Below are 25,301 nucleotides of genomic sequence, written 5' to 3' on the forward strand. Positions count from 1 at the left end.
ACCACGATGCGACGCTCGGGCAGCCCGGGCGTCCGGCGCCCCCTTTCGCGCTGCGTTCTCCAGCGAGTATGGCGAAGACCTACCGTCCGCGGATCCCCAAGCCCTTTCGCATCCCGCGTCCGATGACCTCGCAGGCGGAGGCGGCGCGCTCCGCGTGGCTCAGGCCCGATGTGCTCTCGATCGCCGCCGGCGCGCTGATCGCCGCCGTGGCGCCGCTCGAGCGGTTCGACTACGTGGCGCGCGGCCTCACCGCGTCGGCGCTCGCCGACGCCGCGCCCTCCGCGCAGGTGCTGCTCGTCACGGCCTCGCCCGAGGCGCTGCGCGACGGGCTCTGCGAGCGCTCGCTCCCCGGGCTGCTCGAGCGCGGGCGCGCGCGGGGCGCGCTGCTCATCCCCCCGGCGGACGCGTTCTGCGGCGGCGACGCCGCGGGCCGCGGCGCGGGGGCCGCGCCCGTGGTCCGGATGCCGCCGGCGCTCCTCCGCCTGAGCGCGGGCGAGGTCGTCGGCTTCTTCTCGCTGGGCGCCGAGGAGCGCGCGGCCGAGCTCGGCGCGCTCGGCGTCTCCGCGGCGCCCTGGGTGATCAAGAAGGCGCCGCAGAGCGTCCCCGCGGTCAGCCTCCGCGATCTCGCGGACGGCCAGGTCCCGGTGGCCGCGCTCGAGGGCCGCGTCGCGGTCGTCGCGGTCGGCGCGGGGGGCGTCCCGCCCCAGGCGGTCGCGACGTCGGCGCTGTCGCCGGCGAAGGGCGTCGCCGCGGTGCTCGGCGGCCTGCTCGACGGCGGCCGGCGCGCCTCGGCCCCGGCCTGGGTGCCGGCGCTGTTCGTGCTGGCGGCGGGCGGGCTCGTGGGGCTCGCGCGCCGCCGCCACGGCAGCCTGGTCGCGACGGCCGCGCTGTTCCTCGCCGTGTTCGCGCTCGCCGCGGGCCAGGGCGCGCTCGCCGCGCGGGCCGAGGCGAGCCTCCTGCCGCTGCCGAGCACCCTGTTCGGCCTCGCGGTCGCGTTCGCGGGCGTGATGATCCTGCGCGGGCTCGCCGTCCAGCGCTCGGTCGATCGCGCCGCGGAGCTCATCCAGCGCGCCGCGCTGTTCCGCATGCAGGGGGTCCACACGCTGCCGGACGAGGAGTTCTGGCCGCGCGTGGCGCGGCTCGCGGAGCAGGCGCACCCGGCGGATCTCGTGCTCGTCGCGGAGCTGCCGCCGGGCAGCTGGCACCTCAAGTTCTGGAACGATCGGCAGGGCGGCGAGAGCCTCGTCGCGGAGCGCCGCCACGACGTGCGCCGCCCGCCGTACAGCAGCGAGCAGGGCGTGCCGGCGATCCGCCTGGCGCGCCGCTTCCTGACGAAGCAGGACATGCCGGCGGTCGTGGTCCCGCTCATCGCGTTCGGCGAGATCGAGGGCTACGTGTTCTTCTGCGGCCCGGTCGCGGAGTCGACGTACTCGCGCGAGCCGGAGCGGGCCGAGCACGTCGGCCGCGAGCTCGCGCTCCTCCTGCGCAGGAAGCGCCTCGCGCGCACCGCGATCGCGGAGGGCGGCGCGGGCGAGGGGCGGGCCGACCACGCGCCGGCGGACGATCTCGTCGAGGGCGCGCGCGTCGCGCTCGACGATCTCCAGCTCTTCGGGTCGATGCTGCGGAGCGCGCCGGTCGGGCTCCTGTACGCCGACGCCTTCGGCGACGTCCGCTTCCTCGCGCCGGAGTTCGCGCGGTGGCTGCGCGCGCGCGACGTCACGGTGCCCGCGGAGAGCGCGAGCGCGGCGCTCCCGCCCGGCTCGCTCACGCTGGGCGACGTCCTCGGCGCCACGTCGGCGGGCAGCGCGGAGGTGTCGCTGTCCAGCGTGATGGCGAGCGACGAGGGCATCGAGCTCAGCGTCAGCGCGCCCGAGCCCGCGGTGATCTCGGTGCGCCCGCTGCGCCGCGAGTCCGACGGATCGTCGTGGATCGCGGGCTACGTCGCCGCGCTGATCCCGGTGAAGCAGCCGGCGCCCGTGTCCGGGAACGTGCGGCCGCTCGCGGCGCGCGACGCGACGGATCCGCTCTGCGCCTTCCAGCTCGTCGACGTCGTGGTCGACGCGGTCGCGAGCGCCGCCCGCGCGACGGGCCGCGCGGTGCGGCTCGAGCCGATCCGCGGCGCGACGCACGCGCTCGGGCACCGGGGCGAGCTCGGGCAGGCGCTCGAGGCGTTCCTCGTCGACGTCGCGAGCCGCGGTCTCCCGGGGCACGGCCCGGTCGTGTCGGTGCGCGAGGCGCCGCAGGGCGTGCAGCTGTCGATCCTGGACGTCGGCTTCGGCCTGGGTCTGCCGGAGTCGGCGCTCCAGCGCGTGCTGACCGCGCCCGGCGCCGCGCCGGCGGGGCTCGAGCCGCTCGGCCGGCTCATCCTGGCCGTGGAGGACAGCCACGGGCAGGCGGAGCTGAAGACGAACGACGGCTGGGGCATCACGCTGACGGTGACGCTCCTCAGGGCGCACCCGCGCGTCGGCGCGGCCGTGCAGGAGAGCGGCAAGCCGGCGGCGCAGCAGAACGTGATCGCGATCGGGAGGGCGAGCCCGAAGTAGCGCCGAGGAGCGGGGGACGAGCGCGCAGGGGCGACCCCGGGTGCGGGCCCCCGGCTCCCACGGCGTCCTGAGCTCGCTGCTCGGCCCATCGATCCCCGGAACGACCCGGCTCACGACGTCGACCGGCGGCTCGCCCTCGGGACGCCCCTGGTTGGCCTGGTCCTGCAGGCTGCGCATCAGTACAGCACACCGCAGCTCGGACACGCATTGCGCTGCCCTCCTCCGTCCTGGTCGATTCGACGGACTCGATCTCCCGCAGGAGCCGCCCCGCTCGGCGACTGCACCCGAACCTGGTTCGCCATGGTGTTGGCGGACCGGCGAGCGTGGGCGTTGCCAACCTCCTTGCGGCGCTGCTCGGTGCCAGACCTCCCCCCTCGAAGATATGATTTGTCGCGCGCGCGACCTTTCACGGGCAAGCGAGCGAGGTTAGGTCATCGATGATCGTCAGAGGGGGCTACGCGCTCCTCGAGAAGATCGAGGAACACGCTGATTTCAGCTTGATCCGCGCGTGCCGCGAGCAAGACGGTGTCCCTGTCTTGCTGAAAGTCCTGCGCGCGGAGAGAGCGGCTCGCGCCGAGGTCGTGCGCTTCAAGCACCAGTACGAGCGCATCGCGCAGCTCGCCTCGCCTCGCCTCGTCGCGCTGCGCGGCGTCGAGGAGATCGCCGGCGCCTTGCTCGTCGTCCTCGAGGACTTCCCGGGCCGCGCTCTCGCGCGGATCCTCGCCGCGCGCCCGTCGCGCACAATGCCGATCAGCGAGGCGCTCGATCTCGCCGCCGCGCTCGCCGAAGGCCTCGCCGCGGTGCACGCGGCGGGGATCGTCCACCGCGATCTGCGCCCGCACAACGTGCTCGTCGGCGCGTGCGGCGCGGTCAAGATCACGAGCTTCGGCGTCGACGCCGAGATCACCCGCGCGCACGAGCGGCTCTACGCGCCGGCGGTGATCGCCGACGTGCTGCCCTACGTCTCCCCCGAGCAGACAGGCCGCATGAACCGCGGCGTCGACTACCGGACGGACCTCTACGCGCTCGGCGTCATCCTTTACCAGGCGCTCACGGGCCAGCGCCCCTTCGAGGCCCTGGACCCGATGGAGCTCATCCACGCGCACCTCGCCCTCGCTCCCGCGCCGCCGTCCCGCGCCGACCCGACGATCCCCGAGGCCGTCTCCGGCGTCGCGCTCAAGCTGCTCGCGAAGAACGCCGAGGACCGCTACCAGAGCGCCGAGGGCCTGCTCGCCGACCTCGACCGCTGCCGCGCGGCCCTGCGCGGCACGGGGACGATCGAGCCCTTCGTCGCGGGCCAGCGCGATCGCCAGGACCTGTTCCGGATCCACCAGAAGCTCTACGGCCGCGAGCAGGACATCGAGGCGCTGACCTCCGCGTTCGAGCGCGCGCTCGAGGGCAGCCGCGAGAGCGTCCTCGTCTCCGGCTACTCGGGCATCGGCAAGTCCTCGCTCGTGCAGGAGATCTTAAAGCCCCTCGCGCGGCAGAAGGGCTATTTCACGAGCGGCAAGCACGACCAGTACAACCGTGACGCGCCCTACAGCGCGGTGATCCAGGCGTTCGACGGCCTGGTGCGGCAGATCCTCACCGAGAGCGAGGCGCGCATCGAGCGCTGGCGGAGCGCGATCCTCGAGGCGCTCGGGCCGAACGCGCAGGTCGTCTGCGACGTCATCCCCTCGCTCTGCCATGTGGTCGGCGCGCAGCCGCCCGTGCCGGCGCTCGGCCCGCTCGAGGCGCAGAACCGCCTGAACCGGTGCTTTTTGCTGTTCGTCTCGGTGTTCGCGCGCGATGCGCACCCGCTCGTCCTGTTCCTCGACGATCTGCAGTGGATCGACCCCGCGAGCCTCGGGCTGCTCCGCTCTCTCCTCGCCGATGACTCGCTCGAGGCGCTCTTCTTCTGCGGCGCCTACCGCGACAACGAGGTGTCGCCCGGGCACCCGTTCGTCCGGGCCATCGAGGAGCTCCGGCGCGCCGGGCTCGTCGTGCGCGACATCGTCCTCGCCCCGCTCGCGCGCCCGCACCTGCTCCAGATGCTCTCGGACAGCCTCCAGCGCGACGACTGCGGGCCGCTCGCCGACGCGGTGCAGAAGAAGACGGGCGGCAACCCGTTCTTCGTCAAGCAGTTCGTCCGGTCGCTGCACGACCACGGCGTGCTCACGTTCGCAGCCGGGTCAGGCTGGCGCTGGGACCTCGCCCGGATCGACGCGCTCGCGTACACGGACAATGTCGTCGACCTCATGGCGCGCGCCATCGTGCGGCTACCAGCGACGACCCAGGCCGCCCTGAAGCTCGCGGCGGCGATCGGCAACCGGTTCGATCTCGACATGCTCGCCACGGTGAGCGAGTGCTCGCCGGAAGAGGCGTACGGCCGCCTCGATCCCGCCGTGCGCGAGGGGCTCGTGAGCGCCGAGCGCGAGGGCTACCGCTTCGCCCACGACAAGGTCCAGGAGGGCGCCTACGCCATGATCCCGGAGGCGGACCGGCCCGCCTTCCACCTCCGGATCGGCCGGCTGCTCGCGGGCAAGCTGGACCTCTCCGAGAGCCAGAGCCTCTTCGATGTCGTAGGCCACCTGAACAGCGCCGGCGACCTCGTGTCGGACCCCGCGGAGCGCCTTTCCATCGCCCGCATGAGCCTCGAGGCCGCCCGCCGCGCCGAGGACTCGTCCGCCTTCGGCGCCGCCCTGCGCTACCTGGAGCTCGGCCTCCTGCGCCTTCCGGAGGACGCCTGGACGTCGCAGTACCCGCTCCGACTCAAGTACGCGATGACGACCGGCCTCATGCTCGCGCTCTCGGGCCAGCACGACGGCGCCCTCGCGACCCTCTCCGATTGCCTGGAGCGGGCCGCAAGCCGGCTCGATCGCACCGAGGTGCTGCGGCTCAAGATGGACGTGCAGGTGCTCAAGAACGACCTGCCCGCCGCGCTCGAGGAGGGGCTCGCCGCCCTGCGCCCGTTCGGGCTCGACCTGCCGCTCTTCCCTGACCAGGCCGCGGTCGACGCCCAGACCGGCGCGACCATGGCTCTGGTCCAGGAACGGACGCTCGAGGCGCTGCCAGGCCTGCCGCCGCTGCGGGACCCGGAGATCGGCGCCATGCAGGACGTGCTCCTGGAGCTCTTCGTCCCCTGCTACTTCCTGGCCTCGCGCAACTTCGGCATCACCGTCGCCAAGATCCTCGAGAACACGTACCGCCACGGGCTGTCGAAGACCGCGATCTACGGCTGCGTGAACTTCGGGATGTTCCTCTGCGCGCGCGGGGACATCGAGCTCGGCTATCGATTCGGACGAATCGCCGTGGAGCTCGCCGAGCGGTACGCGGACAAGAAATACGAGCCGCTGCTCTGCAACATGTGGGGCGCCTTCGTCCAGCACTGGAAGGAGGGTTACGCCGCCTGCAGAGAGACGCTGCGCGTAGGCATGCACACCGGGCTCGAGACCGGCCAGTATATCTGGGCGTTCTACAACACGGTCAACCTGAGCACGAACAGCCTCCTGCGCGGCCTCCCGCTCTCCGACCTCCTCGCCGAGACGAAGCGCTATCAGTCGATATGCCGGCTCGACAAGTTCAACGCCATCACCTGGGTGACCGGCGCGGTCGGACAGCTCGCGCACCAGCTCTCGGTCGAGACGGCGCGCCCGGCCGCGCTCAAGGGCGAGTGGGTCGATATCGACGAGGTCGTGGCGGAGGCCCGCCGGATCGACAACCAGGCCTCGCTCTTCTTCGCCCACTTCTTCGTCGTGCTCCTCGGCGTCTTCCAGGGCGCGTTTGAGGACGCGGCGCGCGTCGCGCTGACGCTGAACATCGAGATTCCGGCCGTGGCGGCCTGGCACGGCAACCCGGCGTTCCATTTCTACGCCGGCGTCGCGCTCACGCGGGCGGCGGACGCCGTATCCCCGGAGGAGCGCGCGCTCTTCCTCGCCCGCGCGGAGATCTTCGCTGAGCAACTCTCGCGCTGGGCGGAGTTCTGCCCGGAGAACCTGGCGCACCGCAGCGCCCTGCTCGGCGCTGAGCTCGCGCGCGCCCGCGGCGACGCGCACGCCGCGTGGGATCGCTACGACGAGGCGATCGCCCTCGCCCAGCGCGGCGGCTACCTCCACGACGAGGCGCTCGCCAACGAGCTCGCGGGCCTCTGCTTCCGCGCGCTCGGCAAAGAGACCATCGCCGGCGCCTACCTGACCAAGGCGCACAGGGCCTACGGCCGGTGGGGCGCTCCCTGTGCGATGCGGCGCCTCGAGCGCGCGTACCCCGACCTCGTGCCCAGCGAGATCCTCCGCGGCGCGAGGTGCCCGGAGGCCGCCGCGCCCGCCGGCGCCGCGCTCGACCTCGGCTCGGTGCTCAAGGCCTCCCAGGCCATCTCGGGCGAGATCGTGCTCGACCGCCTGCTCGACGCGCTCATGCGCACCCTGGTCGAGAACGCCGGCGCGCAGCGGGGCTGCCTGCTCCTCGCCCGCGCCGAGACCTTGTTCCTGGCTGCCGAGGCGAGGGCGGAGGGGCCCCAGATCGAGGTGCGTATTCCCCACGAGCCCGAAGCCTCCCCCTCGAACCTGCCGGCGTCCCTCCTCAACTACGTCCGGCGCAGCCGGGAGAAGGTGATCCTGGACGAGGGGACCGCGCGGAATCCCATCGTCGCCAGCGACGACCTCTACCGGTACCCCAAGTCCGCCCTCTGCCTGCCGATCCTGCGGCAAGCGGAGCTCGTGGGGCTGCTCTACCTGGAGAACGACCTCATCGCCGGCGCCTTCACCCCGGAGCGGCTCTCTGTGCTGGAGCTGCTCTCGGCCCAGGCCGCCATCTCGATCGCCAACGCCACGCTCTACGCCGACCTGCTCCAGGAGAACAGCGAACGCCGGCGAGCGGAGCAGGCCGTGCGTGACAGCAAAGAGCTGCTGCAGTCGATCGTCGACAACTCGACAGCGGTCATCTTCCTCAAAGATCTCGAGGGGCGCTACCTGATGATCAACCGGCGCTACGCCGAGGTGTTCCACGTCGGTGAGCAAGCGATCGTCGGCCGGACCGACTACGATGTCTTCCCCAGGGAGCGGGCCGACGCCTTCCGCGCCGCCGACCAAGAGGTGTTGGCCACCGGAACGGCGCTGCAGGCCGAGGAAGTGGCCCCCCAGGACGATGGGCTGCACACCTACCTCGCTCTCAAGTATCCCCTGTGCAACGCGGCGGGGCAGCCCTATGCTGTCTGCGGCATCTCCACCGACATCACCGAGCGCAAGCAGGCCGAGGCGGAGCGCCAGGCCCGCAAGACGGCCGAAGCCGAGAGCCGAGCGAAGACCGAGTTCCTGACGAACATGAGCCACGAGCTGCGCACGCCGCTCAACGCCATCCTCGGCTACGCCCAGATCCTCAAGCGCTCCCCGGGGCTCGATGGCCGCCAGGCGACGGGGCTGGATACCATCCAGCAGAGCGGCCAGCACCTCTTGACCCTCATCAACGACCTCCTGGACCTGGCCAAGATCGAGGCGGGCAAGATCGAGCTCTACCCCGAGCCGATCCATCTCTCGGCCTTCCTGACGGTCGTCGCCGACATCATTCGCGTCAGGGCGGAGCAGAAGAGCCTCTACTTCGTCTACGAGGTCGCGCCCCACCTGCCTCAGGCGGTGCTGGCCGACGAGAAGCGCCTGCGCCAGGTGCTGTTCAACCTCCTGGGCAACGCGGTGAAATACACCGATCGGGGGCGGATGCGCTTCGGGGTGCAGGTCCTCGCCCAGGACGAGGCCGGGGCGCGCCTGCGCTTCGAGGTGGAGGATACCGGCGTCGGGATGACGCCGGAGCAGCTGGCCAAGCTCTTCCAGCCTTTCGGGCGGGTCGGCGATGTGCGGCGCCGCGCGGGTACCGGCCTTGGGCTGATGATAAGCCGCCAGCTGGTGCACCTCATGGGCAGCGAGATCCACGTGGAGAGCCGGCCCGATGAAGGCAGCCGGTTCTGGTTCGAGGCGACGCTGCCGGTGGCCGAGATCGCAGCGCCCCTCCGGCCTTCCGAGCGGGTCGCCATCGGCTACGAGGGGCCGCGCCGGAAGGTGCTGGTCGCCGACGATGTGGTGGGCAATCGGGCGGTGCTCTCGGACCTGTTGAGCGGCCTGGGCTTCGAGGTCTTCGAGTCGACCAACGGCCAGGAGGCCGTCGAGCAGGAGATGGAGGCGTCGCCGGATCTGGCGGTGATGGATCTGGTCATGCCGGTGATGGGCGGCCTGGAGGCCATCCATTGCATTCGTCGCAATCGCCAGGCTCGGGAGCTCGCGCGGCTGCCGTTCATCGTCGTCTCCGCGAACGCCAACGCGGAGGACCAGGCAGAGAGCGTCGCCGCCGGCGCCGACGCCTTCCTCACCAAGCCGATCGACCAGGAGAGGCTGCTGCGGATCGTCGGAGCCCAGCTCGGGCTCACCTGGATCTATGGCAGACCAGCCGAGAAGCAAGCCGTGGACGGGGAGACCGCGGAGCTCGTGGTGCCGCCCCGCGAGCAGATGGAGGTCCTGCATGCCCTGGCGCTGAAGGGCAACATGCGCGACATCCACCAACACGCGGCCTACCTGACCACCCTCGACGAGCGCTACCGCCCCTTCGCCGACCGCCTGCATCGCCTGGCGCAGGGCTATGAGTCCAGGGCGATCCGCACCCTGGTCGAGGAGCACCTGCAGGGAGGCGAGCCGGACGCGAGGCTGGAGCCGAAGGGGCGGCGCGTCGGGGGCGGCCAGCGACCATGAGCAGCGCAACAGCGCCCAGCGCTCGCCCCCGCACGATCCTGATCGTGGATGATACGCCAGCCAACCTCGGCGTGCTGGTGGATCACCTGGAACGCACGGGTCATCAGATCCTCATCGCTCAGGACGGAGAAGAGGCCCTGGAACGGGCCAGCCTGATGAGACCCGACCTGATCCTGCTGGACGTGCTGATGCCGGTCATCGACGGTTTCGAGACGTGCCGGCGCCTGAAAGCGGCTGAGAGCACCCGAGACATCCCGGTGATCTTCATGACCTGCCTCACGGATGCGGCTGACAAGCTCGTGGGGTTCACGGCGGGGGGCGTCGATTACATCACCAAGCCATTCGAGATTGGAGAGGTGATAGCGCGGGTCACGACGCACCTGAGCCTGCGCGAGACGCAAAAGGAGCTCGAAGAGAAGAACGCGGCGTTGCGGCGCGCCCGTCAAGAGCTGGAGCAACGGGTGCTGGATCGCACGGCCGAGCTGGCCAGATCGAACGCCGCCCTCCGCGAGAGCCAGCGGCTGCTCCAGGCCATCGTCGACAACACGACCGCCGTCATCTTCGCGAAGGACATCGATGGCCGCTACATGCTCGTCAACCGCGGCTTCGAAGAGCTCTTCCACATGCGCCGCGAGCAGGTCATCGGCAAGACCGACCACGACATCTTCCGACGCGAGCAGGCCGATGAGTATCACGACAACGATTTGCTCGTCCTGGCGCAGAATCGGGCCGTCGAGCTCGACGAGCAGGTCCCCCAGAGCGACGGCGTACGCACGTACCTATCTCTCAAGTTCCCGCTCCGCGGCCCCGGCGGCGAGCCTCAGGGCGTCTGCGGTATCTCGACCGAGATCACCAGCCGCAAGCACGCCGAGGACGTGCTGCGCCATTCCTACTCGCTCCTCGAGGCTACGCTCGAATCGACGGCGGACGGCATCCTGGTCGTCGACGGCGCGAGGCGCGTCGTGCGCCATAACGACAGGCTCGCGCAGATGTGGCGCATCCCCGACGACGTCCTCGCCAGCGGATCGGCCGACGTGTGCCTCGCGTTCGCCTGCGGCCAGCTCCGCGAGCCCGAGCCCTTCGTGAAGAGCGTCCATGATCTCTGCGCCGACCCCGAGGTGAGCGCCGTCGACACGTTCGCGCTCCTGGACGGGCGGGTCTTCGAGCGTTATTCGCAGCCCCAGCGCCTCGGTGGGCGCGTGGTCGGGCGGGTCTGGAGCTTCCGCGACATCACCGCGCGCGTGCACGCCGAACAGCAGCGCGATCGGCTCCTGCTGGAGGAGCGGCGCACGCGCGCGGAGGCGGAGGAGGCCACCCGTCTGCGGGACGAGTTCCTCCTCGTCGCCTCGCACGAGCTCCGTACCCCGCTCACCAGCCTGCAGCTCTCCATTCAATCCCTGGGACAAAGGCTCTCGCGGGGCATGGACGTCGAGCGCGTGCGATCCGCGGTCGCCCTCTCCGGCCGCCAGATCAAGCGCCTCGCGACCCTCACCGACATGCTCCTCGACGTCTCCCGGATCCAGGCGGGGAGGCTCGATCTGAACAGGGGGCCCGTCGATCTGCGCGAGCTGGTCACCGAGATCGTCGCCCACCTCGCCGACCAGCTCACGCAGTCGGGCAGCACGCTCGCCATGCGCGCGGAGCAGCCGGTCATCGGCTGGTGGGACCCGTACCGCCTGGAGCAGGTCGTGACCAACCTCCTCACCAATGCAATCAAGTTCGGGGAACGCTCGCCGATCGAGATCGCCATCACCGGGGGAGATCGGGTCGCGCGGCTGTCGGTGACGGACCATGGAATCGGGATCCCGGCTGAGGTGCAAGCGCATCTCTTCGAGCGATTTCGCCGCGGCGTCTCGTCGCGGCATTACGGGGGGCTCGGGCTCGGCCTCTACATCACGCGCACCATCGTCGAGGCGCATGGCGGGCGAATCTGCGTATCGAGCGAGGTCGACCGGGGCTCGACCTTCTGCGTCGAGCTGCCGCTCTCGACGGAGAGCGCAGAGAGCCGCTATACATAACCGGAGCCGGTCACCCCAGCATACCGGCTTCGGGGAGCGCGGTCGCTCACGCCCGCCGAAAACCCGACGGAACGCATGGATGGCGCCGGATTGCCGCCGCAAATTCTCCCTTCGGGAACAGCCTACCAGCACCAAACGCGATAGCCGATCGGCACCGTGCGGTCCAGCGCACCGAGGCATGCTCGCCCGAGATGCGGGCGTCGTTGAGCCGCACATCGCACGTCGAGGAGCGCCCGATCAGGCACCGCGAGCGCAACAGCAGGACCTCCCCGAGCGCGTGGTGCTTCAGCCGTCCCATGGCGTGCCCTATAGTACCAGCGGCACGAATCCACGCAGCCCGAAGCAAGTCGAGCCCGGCGCGAGGCAGGCGGCCTCCGGGGCCACGAGGGCTGCCGCCTCCACGTAGGGGGCGGGGCCTCCAGGGACACGTCGCAGCGTCCCACGGGCTGGCGTGCGCCGGCGCCGGCCCCCCGGGGGCGCGACGCGCCGCCGGCAAGGCTCAAAACACCTGGAGTCATGACAAGTTAGTGCATCCCTCCCCCACGGGAGCGCGCCTCGCACGCCTCGCCGGACAGGGCCCTTTCCGGCGGGCTCCCCGCGCCGGATCACCGGCATATCCGTTGCTCTATAGGTTCGCGTTCGGCGCGCAAGAGAGATCGCCGAACGGAAAGCAACGCATTGGCGGCGCGCGCAGGCCACGGACCGAGCTCCTTCGGTCCGACCGGCCCGGTGCGCCCTGCCGCAGGAGTCAGGAGATCGTCATGAATACCTATCGCATCGTCAACGGGCTCGCCCTGCGCCGTCCACCGACGAATGGAGGAGGGGGACACAAGCGCACAGTTCCAGTGCCTCTCGTTCGTGCCCCTCCTCCCGACGAGGATTCCTCATGGGTCAAAAACACTTGACATCACCTCATCACAAAAGTTACCAAGAACGGAAGCAGATTGGTTCCATCTTAGATACTTGGAGTTCAGGCATGCATCGCGTTCACGCTTGGGGCCTTGCGCTTGTCTTCGTGACCATCCATGGAGGCTGCAGTTCATCACCTTCGGGCTCGAGCTCCGATGGAGACGGCGGAAGCGGGGGCGGAGCCAGCTCCAGCAGCAGCAGCACCGGCGGAGGCAACACCGGCGGAGGCAACACCGGCGGCGGCAGCACCGGCGGAGGCAGCACCGGCGGAGGCAACACCGGCGGCGGCTCCGCGAGCAGCTCGTCGAGCGGCGTTGAGCAGGGCGGCGCGGGCGGCGAGGCCCCCGCCCAGCAGGGCTGCGCGTCCGGCAAATACATCCTCTGCGAGGACTTCGAGGGCACCGACGCGGGCGGGATCCCTCAGGGCTGGACCAAGCACGGCGATGCGATCGCGGTCGCCGACGATCAAGCGGCCAGCGGCAACCGCTCGTTGAAGATGGGCCCCGTTCCGAACGGGGAGCGGCGCATCTACCACGACGCCTCGCAGCTCGGGAGCGGGCACTGGGGCCGGATCCGCTACAGGGTCCAGCTCCCGGTTCCTGACGCGTTCGTCCATTCGACGCTCGTCGCGCTTCAGGGCGTCGGCCCCACCACGGGCCCCCAAGAGGTCCGCGTCGTGGATACCGTGAAGGAGGACAAGGACGGCTGGGGCAACGACGGCAACGGGTCGCACATCCAGTACATCTACAACGTGCAGCCCTCCGGGGCAGAGTTCGGCAAGGCGAGCACGTACGACTGGTACTATGAGGATCGTTGGCATTGCGTCGAGTGGCATATCGACGGGCCGACGCAGAGCTACGACTTCTACCTGGACGGCGCGCGCCTCGACCAGATCAGCATCGCGAACGGGCCGGGCAACTACGAGGGCTCGCAGATCCCGGACGCTTTCAGCGAGGTCCGGATCGGGTGGAACAACTATCAGAGCGCGCCGCCGGGGTTCACGGCGTGGATCGACGACGTCGCGCTGGACGACGAGCGGATCGGGTGCGAGGAGTGACAGCCTGCGCCGGCAGGTAGTGGTCAAATTTGAACATGAAGGCGGGAAGGCGGGAAGAAAACCTTCATATCTTCGCGCCTTCCCGCCTTCATGTGGACTCTCTCTGGGCAGAGTTGACCACTACCCGTCAGAGCGCCGGCGAGCGAGCCGCGCAGGCGGCGGCCGGGTGTGCGGCGCTCCTCACGATGGGAGGTCGAGCCCGGGACGAGGCGGGCGGCCGCTCTACAGGTCGGCGTCCGGCGCGCGAGGGGCGCCGCCGGACGAACAGCAACGCATTCGCGGCACGCTGCGCGGAGGCCGCGGACCGAGCATCTTCGGTCCGACCGGCCACGAGCCGCCGTTCCCGGACGCCGCGACGAACCCGGCGACCGCCCCGGTTCACACCTTCCACCTCGGGCTGTGGTTCAACTCGCCGGAGGACGCCCGGGCGGCGGGCTGCCCTGCCACGGTGACGCCGTTCAACGAAGACCACACGGCCGGCATCCAGGCGCTCAGCACCCGCAACTTCCCGGACCAGCACGGGCCGCTGCGCGACGTCGAGTGAGCCGGCCTGCCGTCGCGACGATCCGAGGGGACCAGCGAGCGGCCGGCGCCTCGTCCTCAAGGGCAGCGATCTCCGGTGATCGCTGAGCTTGCGTCGGTCCAGGATCATCCTCGGAGCCTCTCTTGAGACGAACGCAGATCTCGGCGGGAGGGGCCGGCGCCGCCGCGCGACCGGGGATGGTCGCGAACGAAGGGGGAGACCCCTCCCTCGCGACCGGGGCTGGTCGCGAACGAAGGGGGAGGCGCCGCCGCGCGACCGATCCCGGTCTCGGCGGGAGACTCGGGCGTCGCCGGGAGACGTGAGCCGGTCTCGCGCGACGCGCCCCCCGTTCCCGGTCAACCAGGATCGGTCTCGCGGGCGACGGCGCTCCTCCACGTCAGCACGTCAGCGCTCCGCCGGCAGGAGGCTCCCTTCCGCGGCCCGGTGGGCGACCGAGCCGCCGGGTCGGGCGGCGCCCTCGCCCTCCAGCCGGCCGATCCAGGTCGCCGCCTCGTCCACGGCGGACCTTGCGAGGGCCGCGTCGAGCGGCACGCCCGCGCGCGCGAGGGTGCCGAGGTCGTGGAGCCGCGCGAGCGCGGCGTGCGCCTCGACGGGCAGCCCGCCGCCCGGCACGAGATCGCGATACACGCCCGCGATGAGCGCCGCGTGCGACTCGGGCGCCGGCCCCTGCAGCATGCCCGCGATCGTCCCGGCGAGCGCCTCGTAGGCCGCGCGGGCGGCGTCCGCCGCGAAGCCGGCGTCCAGCACCACCCGCGCGAGCCGCAGCCGCTCCGCCGCCTTGCGCGCGGTCTCCGCCCCGGGGCGGGGGCGCACCGGAGGCGTGCGCGCCTGTCCGCCGCCTGCTTCGTCGCCCGCAACGGCGACCTCCATCGCGGCGGTCTCCGCACCGGCGCCCATCACCGCGGCGTCGTTCGCCGGCGCGGCCTCTCCCCCCGGCCATGCCACGACCGCCCCCGGCGCGGCCTCTCCCCCAGGCCATGCCACGACCGCCCCCGGCGCGGCCTCTCCCCCCGGCCATGCCGCGACCGCCCCCGGCGCGGCCTCTCCCCCGTCGCCCTCGCCCTTCGCGGGCAGGGCGGCGGCGCTCCCCGGCACCTCCGCGCTCTCAGGCACCTCCGCGCTCCCCTCGCTCGCCCCGGCCCCCTCCGCCGCCGCCAGCACCTGCCGCATCTCGCGCAGCACCACCGCGAAGCTCGGCGCCGCCAGCTCCTCCACCGCGGCATCGGCGCGGAGCGACGCGCTCAGCACCTTGCGCTTCTCGGCCAGAATGCCCTCGATTCCCCGCTCGATGCCCTCCTCGGCGCAGAGGTAGGTCACGCTCACGCCGCGCGCCTGACCCATGCGGTGCGCGCGCGCCGTGCGCTGGTCGAGGCGCGCCGGGTTCCACGGCAGGTCCAGGTGCACCACATAGCTCGCCGCCTGCAGGTTCAGCCCCACGCCGCCGGCGTCCGTGCTCAGGAGCACCCGCACGGCCGGGTCCTCGCGAAACCGGTCATGAGCCGGTCCAGCTCTTCCTTGCGCAGCGCCCGGCGCTCCGCGATCGCGACCAGGCGGGCCGCCTGCGCGCGGTAGTCCGCGTCGAGCTCGCGCTGCTCCCGGGTGAGCGGCGTGTACCGCGTCTGCTCGAGGAGCGGCGGCAGGTCGAGCAGCACCTCGGTCCGCTCGCGCCGGAGCGCGACCGGCGCGACGCGCCGCCGCAGCTCGCCGAGGTTCTTGTAGCCGACGATCCTGCCCCGCTCGTCCTGGCGGTGGAAGTCGGCGTTGAACCGCCAGAGCGGCCCGAGGAGCGCAGGATCGACGAGCTGGAGCAGCGCGTACAGGTCGTCGAGGCGGTTCTCGACGGGCGTCCCCGTGAGGACGAACAGGAACCGCGACGGGATCGCCCGGAGCGCCACGCCCCCACCGCGACGAGGCGCAGGCCGTCCTGCGCGTCGACCGTGAGGGTCGGCCGCGTCGGCGCGTCGAGCCGGGCGAACGCGCGGCGCCACACAGGACGCTCCGCGACCGCGCGGCGCACCGCCTCGAGGTGCTTGCAGGTGCCGAGCCGATTGCTCAGGAAATCAGGACAAGAGCAGGTGTCGTATCGCTCGCTGCTGTCCACGAGATCGACCACGTACCGGCCCCCGGTCCCGCTCGCCACCGCGTAGTCGCCGTCGACGCGATCGCTGAGCGGCGCGACGCCGAACGGTTCGGTATGCGCGCGATGGACACGCACCTCGCGCTCATACCGGCGAACGGCATCGGGGTCCTCATAATCATGACATTGCGGGGTGTTCCAGCGGATCGGTTCGAGCGAGGCAGGGCGCACGGCGCAGCTTTGCCGCAGCCCCCCGGCCGTCGCAACGGTGGAGAGGAGCGGAAGACGCATTGCGTTTTCAATCAGCAATTTCTCACATCATTCGAACACGGGCTCGCTTGGCGCGGGGGGCGTGCGAACCGGAACGCAGCGAGGGGCCGACCGGCTCGCCGGGGCTCGTCAGAGCGCCGGCGAGCGAGCCGCGCAGGCGGCGGCCGCTCGAGCTGCGCTCCTCATGGTGGAGAGGGAGCCCGGAGCAGGTCGAACCCGGGGCGAGGCAGGCGCCCTCCGGGGCCGTGATGGCTGCCGCCTCCAGGTAGAGGGCGCAGCCTCCGGGGGACGTGCCGCAGCGCCCCGCCCGGCACAGGTCGGCGACGAGGATCAAAATACGCGTAATTTCGAAGACTTATCTGTTCCTCACCGCGCAAAAATGCGCCTCTCCCGCCTCGCCGGACAGGCCCCGCTCCGGCCGATCCCTCATCCCCACGCACTGGCATATCCGTTGCTCTATAGATTGGCGTCCGGCGCGCGAGAGACGCCGCCGAACCAACAGCAACGCATTCGCGGCGCGCCGCGCGATGGCCGCGGACCGAGCACCTTCGGTCCGACCGGCCCCGTGCGGTCCGCCGCAGGAGTCAGGAGATCGTCATGAACACCTATCGCATCGTCAACGGCCTCGGTTTCGTCTGCTTCGGCGTCGTCGCTATCGCGCTCGCGGGTTGCGCGGTCGACGCCACCGACGAGGACGCGCTCGTCGATGACGTGGTGGAAGAGGACGTCGCCGAGGCCGAGCAGGCCAGCGGCATCGAGTGCGCCGGCGCCGCCGCCACCGCGACCTTCGTCGGCGGCATCAACTACACCTCGCCCCAGAGCTACAGCACCGCGAGCTGCTACAAGGGCGTCGTCCTCGACGTGCAGAGCTACTCCTCGCTCTACGCCCAGAATCCGAGCGGCTCCGTCTTCCCGGGTCGCACCACCGTCGAATGGGCCGACGGCCTGCCCACCCTCGCCGACCCCGACCGCATCGCCAAGTGCGAGAGCACCTACCTCGCCGCGGATCTCTTCGAGAAGGTCGGCCCGAGCTGGGTCTACAAGACCACCAAGGAGTCGCTCGGCATCTGGACGCCCTTCTTCGACGGCGGCTTCTGCGCAGGCCCGGGTGTCTCCTTCTCTTCCGAGATGCAGGCCGGAAAGACCTACCGCATCTCCGCCACCGCGCGCACCCACAAGAGCAGCTCCGCCGCAACCCGCAAGCTCCACGTCGAGTCCCGCGAGCCCGTCAAGGCGCCTCGCTGAGGCGCCTGGGCTGCCCTGTCCCTGTCGAGAGGGCGACAGCACGGGGCCGCTCTCGGGTGAAGGCGTGACCCATCGCTCCGAGACGGACGCAGATCTCGGCGGGAGGAGGCATACGTCCGCGATGTTCTGTAGGGCAGATGTGGGTCGTAGCCTCCGGCCGAGCTCATCGGTGGACCGAGCGACCGTCCTTGCTCGGAAATCATTACTATGGTAATGTGCAGCCATGAAACTCGCGCAGTCCAGGGTCACGGCTCAGGGGCAGATCTCGGTTCCCGCCGAGGTGCGCAAGCGCCTCGAACTCGTGCCGGGATCCATCTTGGAATGGGATGCCGAAGGCGATCGAATCACCGTGCGGCGCGTTGGTCGGCACAGCTTTGAGGACCTTCACGCGGCACTCTTCTCGCGGGAACCCGAGCCGCGAAGCCTTGAGGATCTCAAGGAAGGCATCAGGCAGCGCATGAGGGCCCGCCATGCGCGCCGTTGACACGAATGTCCTCGTTCGCTTGCTGGCACGCGACGACCCAAAGCAACTCGCTGCTGCCGAGGCCTTCGTGCAAACAGGTGCATGGATCTCCCATCTCGTGCTCATGGAAGCCGTTTGGGTCCTGGACTCCGTGTACGGCGTCGGGCCGGAGCAGATCGGGAACGGAGTAGAGATGCTGTTGGATCACAAATGCATGGTGGTCCAGGACGCCGACGTGGTAAGGGCAGCTGTCGCGCAGCTCCGCGAGCACCCCGGCCTGGGCTTCTCCGATTGTCTGATCCTCGAGGTCGCACGTGCAGCGGGCCACGTTCCACTTGGAACCTTCGATCGCGGACTCGGGAAACTGCAAGGTGCTCAAAAGCTATGACCACCGCCCCGTCGGGCCACACCGGGGACGCCCTCGGCGGCGAAATAGGCGGAAGCCATGGAGTGGGGCTGTGGACGATCCGCGGGATTTCTGACACGCGGAACCAGGGCCGGTCTCGCGGGCGACGGCGCTCCTCCACGTCAGCACGCCGCGAGCTCCGGCCTGCTCCGCCCGTACGCCGTCAAAGCTGGTTCGTGTTCAGGTGCTGCTCCAGCGCCTCTCGCGCGCCGAGGGCGATGGGCAGCGATCCGCGCAGCCGGGACCAGGCGCCGCGCACACGCATTGCTGTCTCGGACACGATGTCGCTCGTGAGCTCGGGCGACGCCATGATCCTCTCGGCCATCCTCTCGAAGTGAGCTCGGGTGATCCGGGAGAACTCCTTCTCGCCGGAGAGCCGCAATGCGAGGCGCTGGTCAAGACCCGGACCATAGGCGATGGTGGAGACCAGATCGTAGGCAGGCGAGAGCCGCGCGCGGCGGCCGTCGGGGTACACGAGCGACCAGTTCTTGAGGTGCGCATCCGCGTTTCCGCTCAGCACGACGAAGACGAGGCGACGCACCAGCTCCTCGTAATCGGCCTCGCCCGACACGGTTCGCACGATGTTGGCGATCGTCGCGTAGTTGTGCCCCTTGTACTTGTCCCGAGGCCGCACGTTGAGGACCTGAGCGAAGTCTTCCTGATGGATACGGGCTCCTTGTTCGTCCCGGTCGAAGCGCCGGATTGCGAGTGCCAGGGTCTCGTCGAAGCGCAGCTCGTCGGGCAACCCTTGGATGTCCGAGACCTGCACGAGATTGAAATCCGGCACGGAGATACCGGCTTCCCGTGCCCATGCCAGCATCGAGTACTCGTTCTCTGGAACCCTGGGATAGCGCCTGTCCGGCAGCTTGACGATCCAGCGCCCGCCTTGGCCGGCGACCGGGAGCGTGAAGCGCGTCTCCTGTTGAAGCACCGAAAACTTGAGCTGCATGCCGGCCAGAGAAAACCGCAGAGCGTTGTCTTCGGCCGGGGACGAGGGCGCCGGCTCGTCGAGCTCTTCGCCGCCTGCCGCCGAATCTTCGGCGCGAACGACGATGGCGCCGGGAAGGTCACCGCCGAGCACCGCCAGGAGGGGCAGCTCCTGGTTTTCCCGCACGCCGGCCTTGCGCGCCAGCAGCGTGCGAAGCGCGCTGTCCTCCTCTGGTAGGTAGTTCTGGAAGAACGGAGGCAGTCGGCCGCTCTGTCCGGTGTACTCCAGTGGCGGGGCCAGATGATCCTCGAACCAGCGGCCGAGCACGGGGCGGTCGGGGAGCGCCAGGTAAGGCTCGTCGAAGCGAAAGACGACCCGCCCATCCTGGTGTCGTTCGATCATGCCTACCGAGGTGTCACGGAGCAGAACGCGCAACATCATGGCTCAGTCCTCGCTCACGATCATGGAGGAGAGGGATGGGCTGTCGTCAGCGTTCCACTCACCCTGGCGCTGGAAGTAGCGATGGACCGTCTGGCACAGGACCACCTCGCGGCGCGCGAGGAACCGTGCCGCGTCGCCAGCGCGCAAAGCCGCACGAGACTCGCCCGAGATCGCATGCGAAGCGAGCGTCCGTTCATCGCTCGTCGTGGTGATGGCCCTGATCAATTCTCGCGTCGATAGCCGTGGGTGCAGGATGCGGTTCGCCAGGCCGGAGGCGCGTTCGCTCTCGGCGAGCCTGCCTCGCAGCACGGTGGGCACCTTCTCTTCCCCTGGAGCGGAGAAGAGCGCCGTCACGTCGAGCAACTCTCCGCTCATCAGGTCCCGCGGGCCGAGCGACGCGAGCGCGCAGCACTGCAGCTTGCTCCGCGCCCTGGCGAAGTCAAAGCTGTCGAGGTGATGGATGTCCTCTGCCGGTGCGGTACCTGCCAGCGCCAGCAGCCGCTGGACCGACCCCTCCTCATCGTCCTTCCGGATACAGGCGAGGTGCTGCCTCATCCCCACGGTCGCTCCGGTCAGGCGGGCGCCGAGCGCTCCGCGCCACAACCAGCGACGCAGCAGCAGGCGGCTGCGATCCCGAGGCGTCGGAAACTCGTGAAAGAACTTCGACAGGACCACGATGGGCAACGTGTAGGGCAGCAGCTCGACGTGCGCGAAGCCGGCATCCCGCCGGAGGAAGACGATCGTCTCCCGCAGGGCGGCTTCGGTGGCCCGGAGCGCGGCAGGCACCTCGTCGCGATGCAGCGCGTCTGTGAAGTCACGATCGAGCGGCAGCCCTTTCACAGCGAGCAGAGCGCTGAGCACATCGCCCTCCGTCAGCGGGCCGAACCCCATTTCGGAGGTTCTTTGTGCAACGTGGCGCAGATCCGAAGGTTGGTTCTGGCTCAATGAACCGAACAGCGCGTTGAACACCTCATGCTCTTCGAGCGGGCGGCCCGAGCGGTTGGTGCGATGAAAGATGGTCCTGAGCACTTGCTCGTCGCTCGTCTCGACGATGTAACAGGGCATTTGATATTCTCGAATACGCTTCCCCACATCGAGCGCGAGAGCACGCTGGGCCGGGCCGAGCTTGGGATGGGCGAACAGCCATTCGAGAAGCTGGTTGGAGTCCAGCACGACGGCCATCGGCAGCCGGGGGAGCTCACTCTCAACGGTTTCTTGACGTGCCTTCGTATAGACGAACTTCGTTTCTTTCAGATCGAAATACATGGCGCGCTCGTCGGATGCCAGGCGCCCGAGCAACGTCTCGGCGAGCGTCGTGATACGCTGCTGCCCATCGACGACCCACAGAGCATCGGAGCGCGCAGGCGCGTCGATGTTCAGCTTGCCCAGCGAGAGTCGCGCCGCGGGCGCCTGGCGCTGCCAGAAGAGCAGCGTTCCGATAGGATAGCCGCGGTAAATACTGTCAAAAAAATCTAGCCGATCCGAGTCTTCCCACCTGAGGGCACGCTGGAAAGGGGGGACACGAATCTTCCCCTCCTGTACCCTGGGGAGAAGCTCGTCGATCTGAAAAGCTTTCGCCTCGGGACGACGATCGAGCTGCGGCGGTAGTTCGGCGGAGCGCGGCGTGGCCATGCTGCACCGAGTATATTCCGCTCCGCCTCGCGTGTCAGTCAGCAAGCGGACGCGCACAGCCCTGTTCTCGCCCACCCTTCCCCGGCAGATCCCGCGCGTTTGCACAGGTCGCACAGGTCACGCCGATCGGTATTCTCGGCATGTCTTTCGGGCTTACGAGGCTCGCGGCGGGGCGCGGCCGTGCAGGACGGCATGCTACCTCCGGGGAGCGCCTACCAGGCGCGCCGCCGGCCGGAGGGCAGCATCGCCGTCCACCTGCGCCCACGCGGTGGCGCGATGCGCCCGGTTGCCCGGCTCGCCGCGCCCCTCGAGGGGGCAGGTTCATCGCTTGCTGCCCAGATCTCGCGCCATCCGGCTACTCGATCGACAGGGTGACGCTATCGTCCGTGAGCGACGTCACGTTCAGGCTCCCTGAGAAGATCTTCTCGAACGCCGTGTCGAGGAGGATGAACGAGGAGCTCGTCTCTTCGATCCGCGCGGCGGCGCTCAGGAAGCTGTAGTTCAGATCGTAGGCGTCGATGGTCCCCGCGAAGTCGCGCGACGAGATCCAGTAGGCATCCCCATCGACCATCACGGGCACCAGGGCGCAATCGTAGTTCGTGGGCTCGCCCCCGAAGAACTCGGTTTCGTCGACGTCCCAGACCCCATCCACGAACGTCGCGCAACCGGCCGTGCCGTCCTCGTTGGCAGCGATGGCGAGCTCTGTCGTAGCGAGTCCGCCGTCCGAGCCCCCGCCGCCCTCCGCATTGCCACCCGCCCCCGCGCCGCCGCCGCCCTCCGCATTGCCGCCCGCCCCGGCGCCGCCGCCGCCTTCAGCATTGCCACCCGACCCCGCGCCGCCGCCGCCCTCCGCATTGCCGCCCGACCCCGCGCCGCCGCCGCCCTCCGCATTGCCCCCGGAGCCCGCGCCGCCGCCGCCCTCCGCATTGCCCCCGGAGCCCGCGCCGCCGTCGCCCTCCGCATTGCCCCCGGAGCCCGCGCCGCCGCCGCCCTCCGCATTGCCGCCCGACCCCGCGCCGCCGCCGCCCTCCGCATTGCCGCCCGACCCCGCGCCGCCGCCGCCCTCCGCATTGCCCCCGGAGCCCGCGCCGCCGCCGCCCTCCGCATTGCCGCCCGCGCCGCCGGTGCCGGGGTTGGGATCATCGTCCCCGCAAGCGATCAACAGGCATCCAAGAAAGACAATCGATGTCCATTTCATTCGCACCTCAGCTCTCTCTGTGGTGCGACAAAGCGTACCATGAGCCACATGCACGCCAAAGGAATCGACCCAGACGGGCCCGGCGCGCGCACGCAACCGCCGCCCTCCCCTGACGTGCGCACGCAGCCCGCGCCGGTCCGAGACGCGGCCCTCCCCCCCGTCCAACGACTGGCAATCGCGGTTCGCAGAATGGCGCTCGAGCAGCGCCCGCCCCGCGGCGTGCAGCCCGCGAGCACGAACGCCGCCTGCCCCTTCCCCCGCGCCGCTCTCCCCCGTCGGTCCCTCAGGAGCCGATCCGGATCCTCTTCTTCAGCGCGGCGAGCTCATCGTCGACCGCCGACCCGCCGGGCCTGTCCGCGTCGGCGCCGCCCGCGCTGCCGCGGCCGTGCTCGAGCTGGGCGAACTTCGCCTCCAGCTCGGCCGCCGACAGCCCGCCACCGGAGATCGCCTCCTCGACCTCGCGCGACGCCGCGACCTGCGCCACCTGCCCCTCGACCTGCTCCTCCATGCGCCGGAACTCCGAGAACGCGCTCTGGCCGCCCCGCGACCCGAGCCCCTCGGCCCCGCCGCCGGCGCGGTGCTGCTGGATCTGCGCCGCGAGCGTGCCCTTCCGCGCCTGGAACTCCTCCTGCTTCGCCTCCATGCGCTCGAGCTCGGTCTTCATCGAGAGGACCGCCGAGCGCTGCTCCGCGCGCATCGCCTCGGCCCGGTCGCGCTCGCCCACGACCCGCTTCTTCTGCACGAGCGCCTCGCGCGCGAGCTTCTCGTCGTTCGCCTTCAGCGCGAGCTCGGCGCGCTTCTCCCACTTGTCCGCCTCGGCGTCGAGCTCGTCGACCTTCTTGCGCAGCACCTTCTCCGCCGCTACCGCGTCGACCAGCTCCTTCCGCGCCGCGCGGACCTGGTCCTTCATCTCCTCGACGATGAGATCCAGCGACTTTTTCGGATCTTCCGCCTTGTCGAGGAGCGCGTTGACGTTGCTCGAGATGACCTTTCCCATCCGGTCGAAGATGCCCATGCCGGTAGCGTGCACCGCCCCGCCGCCCCTGTAAAGCGCCCGCGCGCCGCGCCGGCGGCGCCCCCTCGGCGCGCGCCTCCCGCCCCTCGCGGCGCGCCCGCCGACCCCTCGCGGCGCGCCCGCCGCGACGCGCCAGGGACCGGCCCTCAGGGCGGCGGCGGATAGCCCGGACCGACGCTCGTCTCCACGAACGAGCGCGTCGTCAGCAGCGGGGTCTTCACCGTCTCGTCCTCGTACAGCGGCCTCACCACGCACGTGTCCTCCCCGCACTCGCCGCCGTCGATGAACGCGACGTCCGCGACCAGCCAGTACCGGGTGCTCCCGTCGCCCGACGAGAACGTGACCGGCGCCTCCGGATCGTGGAACCCCGTCGGCCCGAGATCCGCCCCGAGGGCGCCGTTGCAGAAGATCTTCACCCGCGGGTGGACCGCATAACGCCGGCCGTGGCTCGAATAATAATGGACGCCGATCCGCATCCACTGCCCGAACGGCGGAAAATCGACGTTGATGTTCTCGGGCGCGCAGAAATCGTCGCTGTTCGGGTCCGTCACGTCGGGATCGCACGTGATGTTGTCGATGTCGAGCCGCGGGTTGTGGCACCCCTGGCCGAGGGCGCGCCACGCCTCCCCGGCCCCGCGCGGCGCGTAATAACAGGTGTTCTTCGCCTCCACCGGGTCGAGGAACCAGCTCACCGGCTCCGGCGGCGACGCGGTGTCGCTGAACCAGCGGATCTCCGGGCTCGAGTCCAGCGCCTCCACCGTGCAGTTGTTGTACCCGCAGTCGCTCGACGATCCGCCGACCCGCCACGGCTGCGTGTCGTTCGGCTGGTGCAGGTGCAGATCGAGATCCACCCCGTCGCCGCCGAGGTCGTGCTCCCACTCGAGCTCGACCCGCAGGCCGGGCGCGCCGACGTAAAGGGCATACTCGCACGAGCCGGTCGTGCCGTCCGCGAGCCGCTTCGTGTAAACGACCTTGTACTCCCCCGACTGGAGCGGTTTGTAATCATCCGCCGGGTCGACCCCGGACACGGCCGGACACGGCTCGATGCCCGCCGGGCAAACCACGGTCCACGTCTCCGATCCGGGCTCGGCGTCCGCGCTGAACGTGCCTGTCCCCTCCTTCAGGTTCACGTCGGCGAACGGCGGCGCCTGCAGCGCGTGGCAGCCCGCCGGGCTCTCGCTGAAGCAGCTCTCGGTGGCGTGACGGCCGCCGAGGCACGGCCCCCACACGCCGACCTCGTTGCACAGCTCGGTGCCCGAGAAGCACCCCTCCACCGCGCGGTACGACGGATCGCCCATGAAGCACGCGTGCGCCTGCCCCGCGACGCAGGAGCACGTCTCGTCGACCTGACCGTCGCAGTCGTCGTCGAGGCCGAGGTGGCCGACGTCGCAGAGCTCCTCCGGCCCGCACTCCGTGCCGCACGGGTTCACGGCCCCGTCGACGACCCCGGCGTCCTCGCCGGGGGAGACCGCCCCGCCGAAGCCGGGCTCCGAAGGGGCGCCGCCGCCGCCGCTCCCGGCCGCGCCGCCGTCGCCGCCGCCGCCGCCCGCGCCGGCGGCCGCGCCGCCCGCGCCGGGATCGGGGCGCGGGCCCGAGGCATGGCAGCCGACCGCGACGAACGCACCCGAGGCCGCGGCCCCCAGAACAGCGAGGAGCGCAGAGGAGACGCCGAGATGACGCATGAGACCTCCAGTCGCCAGCGCGCGGTGGAGCAGCTTGGGCAGGCAGACGCGCCAAGCCAGACACCGGCGATGAACGGCGAGGCTCCTGTCTTAGCAGACTCGGCGCGACACCAAAGCTCGCTCGCGCGCGCGCAAAGCACGCTCGTGAGAACGGATGTCGCGC

Annotated in this window: 16 protein-coding genes; 8 read left to right on the forward strand and 8 right to left on the reverse strand. The window is 70.5% G+C overall.

Annotated features, from left to right (window positions below):
- The first annotated feature begins 122 nt into the window (after positions 1-122).
- From WMF26_RS42755 to WMF26_RS42765, 3 genes are all read left to right on the forward strand, one after another.
- Positions 123-2,543: a hypothetical protein gene (locus WMF26_RS42755; RefSeq protein WP_437997414.1), complete on the forward strand. Its 2,421-nt coding sequence runs from the start codon at positions 123-125 to the stop codon at positions 2,541-2,543.
- 437 nt (positions 2,544-2,980) lie between these two features.
- A complete protein-coding gene (locus WMF26_RS42760) occupies positions 2,981-9,253 on the forward strand; it encodes an AAA family ATPase (RefSeq protein WP_437997415.1) in 6,273 nt (2,090 codons plus the stop codon).
- Positions 9,250-11,271: an ATP-binding protein gene (locus WMF26_RS42765; RefSeq protein WP_437997416.1), complete on the forward strand. Its 2,022-nt coding sequence runs from the start codon at positions 9,250-9,252 to the stop codon at positions 11,269-11,271. Before WMF26_RS42760 ends, WMF26_RS42765 begins: the two co-directional genes overlap by 4 nt.
- Before the next feature lie 46 nt (positions 11,272-11,317).
- Here WMF26_RS42765 and WMF26_RS42770 read toward each other — a convergent pair whose 3' ends face one another.
- The gene (locus WMF26_RS42770; RefSeq protein ID WP_437997417.1) at positions 11,318-11,569 is read right to left on the reverse strand and encodes an FHA domain-containing protein; all 252 of its coding nucleotides are present in this window, start codon (positions 11,567-11,569) and stop codon (positions 11,318-11,320) included.
- A gap of 678 nt (positions 11,570-12,247) precedes the next feature.
- Between WMF26_RS42770 and WMF26_RS42775 the strand changes: the two genes are divergently transcribed.
- Entirely contained in the window at positions 12,248-13,237 is a 990-nt protein-coding gene (locus tag WMF26_RS42775; protein ID WP_437997418.1) for a hypothetical protein, read from the forward strand.
- 166 nt (positions 13,238-13,403) lie between these two features.
- The gene (locus WMF26_RS42780) at positions 13,404-13,781 is read left to right on the forward strand and encodes a hypothetical protein (RefSeq protein WP_437997419.1); all 378 of its coding nucleotides are present in this window, start codon (positions 13,404-13,406) and stop codon (positions 13,779-13,781) included.
- A 384-nt stretch (positions 13,782-14,165) separates the two neighbouring features.
- On the opposite strand, the gene WMF26_RS42785 is transcribed toward WMF26_RS42780, so the two are convergent.
- Positions 14,166-15,251 carry a helicase-related protein gene (locus WMF26_RS42785; RefSeq protein ID WP_437997420.1) on the reverse strand — a complete coding sequence of 362 codons (1,086 nt, stop codon included), beginning with the start codon at positions 15,249-15,251 and terminating at the stop codon, positions 14,166-14,168.
- A complete protein-coding gene (locus tag WMF26_RS42790; protein WP_437997421.1) occupies positions 15,236-15,676 on the reverse strand; it encodes an SNF2-related protein in 441 nt (146 codons plus the stop codon). The genes WMF26_RS42785 and WMF26_RS42790 overlap by 16 nt, the downstream gene beginning before the upstream one ends.
- A gap of 1,049 nt (positions 15,677-16,725) precedes the next feature.
- Between WMF26_RS42790 and WMF26_RS42795 the strand changes: the two genes are divergently transcribed.
- The 3 genes from WMF26_RS42795 to WMF26_RS42805 all read left to right on the forward strand — a co-directional run bounded on the left by WMF26_RS42795 (position 16,726) and on the right by WMF26_RS42805 (position 18,224).
- Positions 16,726-17,373, forward strand: a complete 648-nt coding sequence (locus WMF26_RS42795) for a hypothetical protein (RefSeq protein ID WP_437997422.1) — start codon at positions 16,726-16,728, stop codon at positions 17,371-17,373.
- A 223-nt stretch (positions 17,374-17,596) separates the two neighbouring features.
- On the forward strand, positions 17,597-17,857 hold the full coding sequence (locus tag WMF26_RS42800) for an AbrB/MazE/SpoVT family DNA-binding domain-containing protein (protein ID WP_437997423.1): 261 nt from the start codon (positions 17,597-17,599) through the stop codon (positions 17,855-17,857).
- Entirely contained in the window at positions 17,844-18,224 is a 381-nt protein-coding gene (locus WMF26_RS42805) for a PIN domain-containing protein (RefSeq protein WP_437997424.1), read from the forward strand. The genes WMF26_RS42800 and WMF26_RS42805 overlap by 14 nt, the downstream gene beginning before the upstream one ends.
- Positions 18,225-18,405: 181 nt before the next feature.
- Here the strand turns inward: WMF26_RS42805 and WMF26_RS42810 are convergent, their stop codons facing one another.
- The 5 genes from WMF26_RS42810 to WMF26_RS42830 form a co-directional block, all read right to left on the reverse strand.
- The gene (locus WMF26_RS42810) at positions 18,406-19,611 is read right to left on the reverse strand and encodes a type II toxin-antitoxin system HipA family toxin (protein ID WP_437997425.1); all 1,206 of its coding nucleotides are present in this window, start codon (positions 19,609-19,611) and stop codon (positions 18,406-18,408) included.
- Positions 19,612-19,614: 3 nt separating this feature from the next.
- Positions 19,615-21,243, reverse strand: coding sequence for a DUF262 domain-containing protein (locus WMF26_RS42815; protein ID WP_437997426.1), 1,629 nt, complete (start codon positions 21,241-21,243; stop codon positions 19,615-19,617).
- Positions 21,244-21,598: 355 nt separating this feature from the next.
- Positions 21,599-22,405: a hypothetical protein gene (locus WMF26_RS42820; protein ID WP_437997427.1), complete on the reverse strand. Its 807-nt coding sequence runs from the start codon at positions 22,403-22,405 to the stop codon at positions 21,599-21,601.
- A 319-nt stretch (positions 22,406-22,724) separates the two neighbouring features.
- Positions 22,725-23,456, reverse strand: a complete 732-nt coding sequence (locus tag WMF26_RS42825) for a PspA/IM30 family protein (RefSeq protein ID WP_061623882.1) — start codon at positions 23,454-23,456, stop codon at positions 22,725-22,727.
- Positions 23,457-23,602: 146 nt separating this feature from the next.
- Positions 23,603-25,138, reverse strand: coding sequence for a hypothetical protein (locus tag WMF26_RS42830; RefSeq protein ID WP_437997428.1), 1,536 nt, complete (start codon positions 25,136-25,138; stop codon positions 23,603-23,605).
- Positions 25,139-25,301 lie beyond the last annotated feature (163 nt).

Source organism: Sorangium sp. So ce185 (assembly GCF_051526825.1).
GTDB classification, from domain to species: Bacteria; Myxococcota_A; Polyangia; order Polyangiales; family Polyangiaceae; genus Sorangium; species Sorangium cellulosum_D.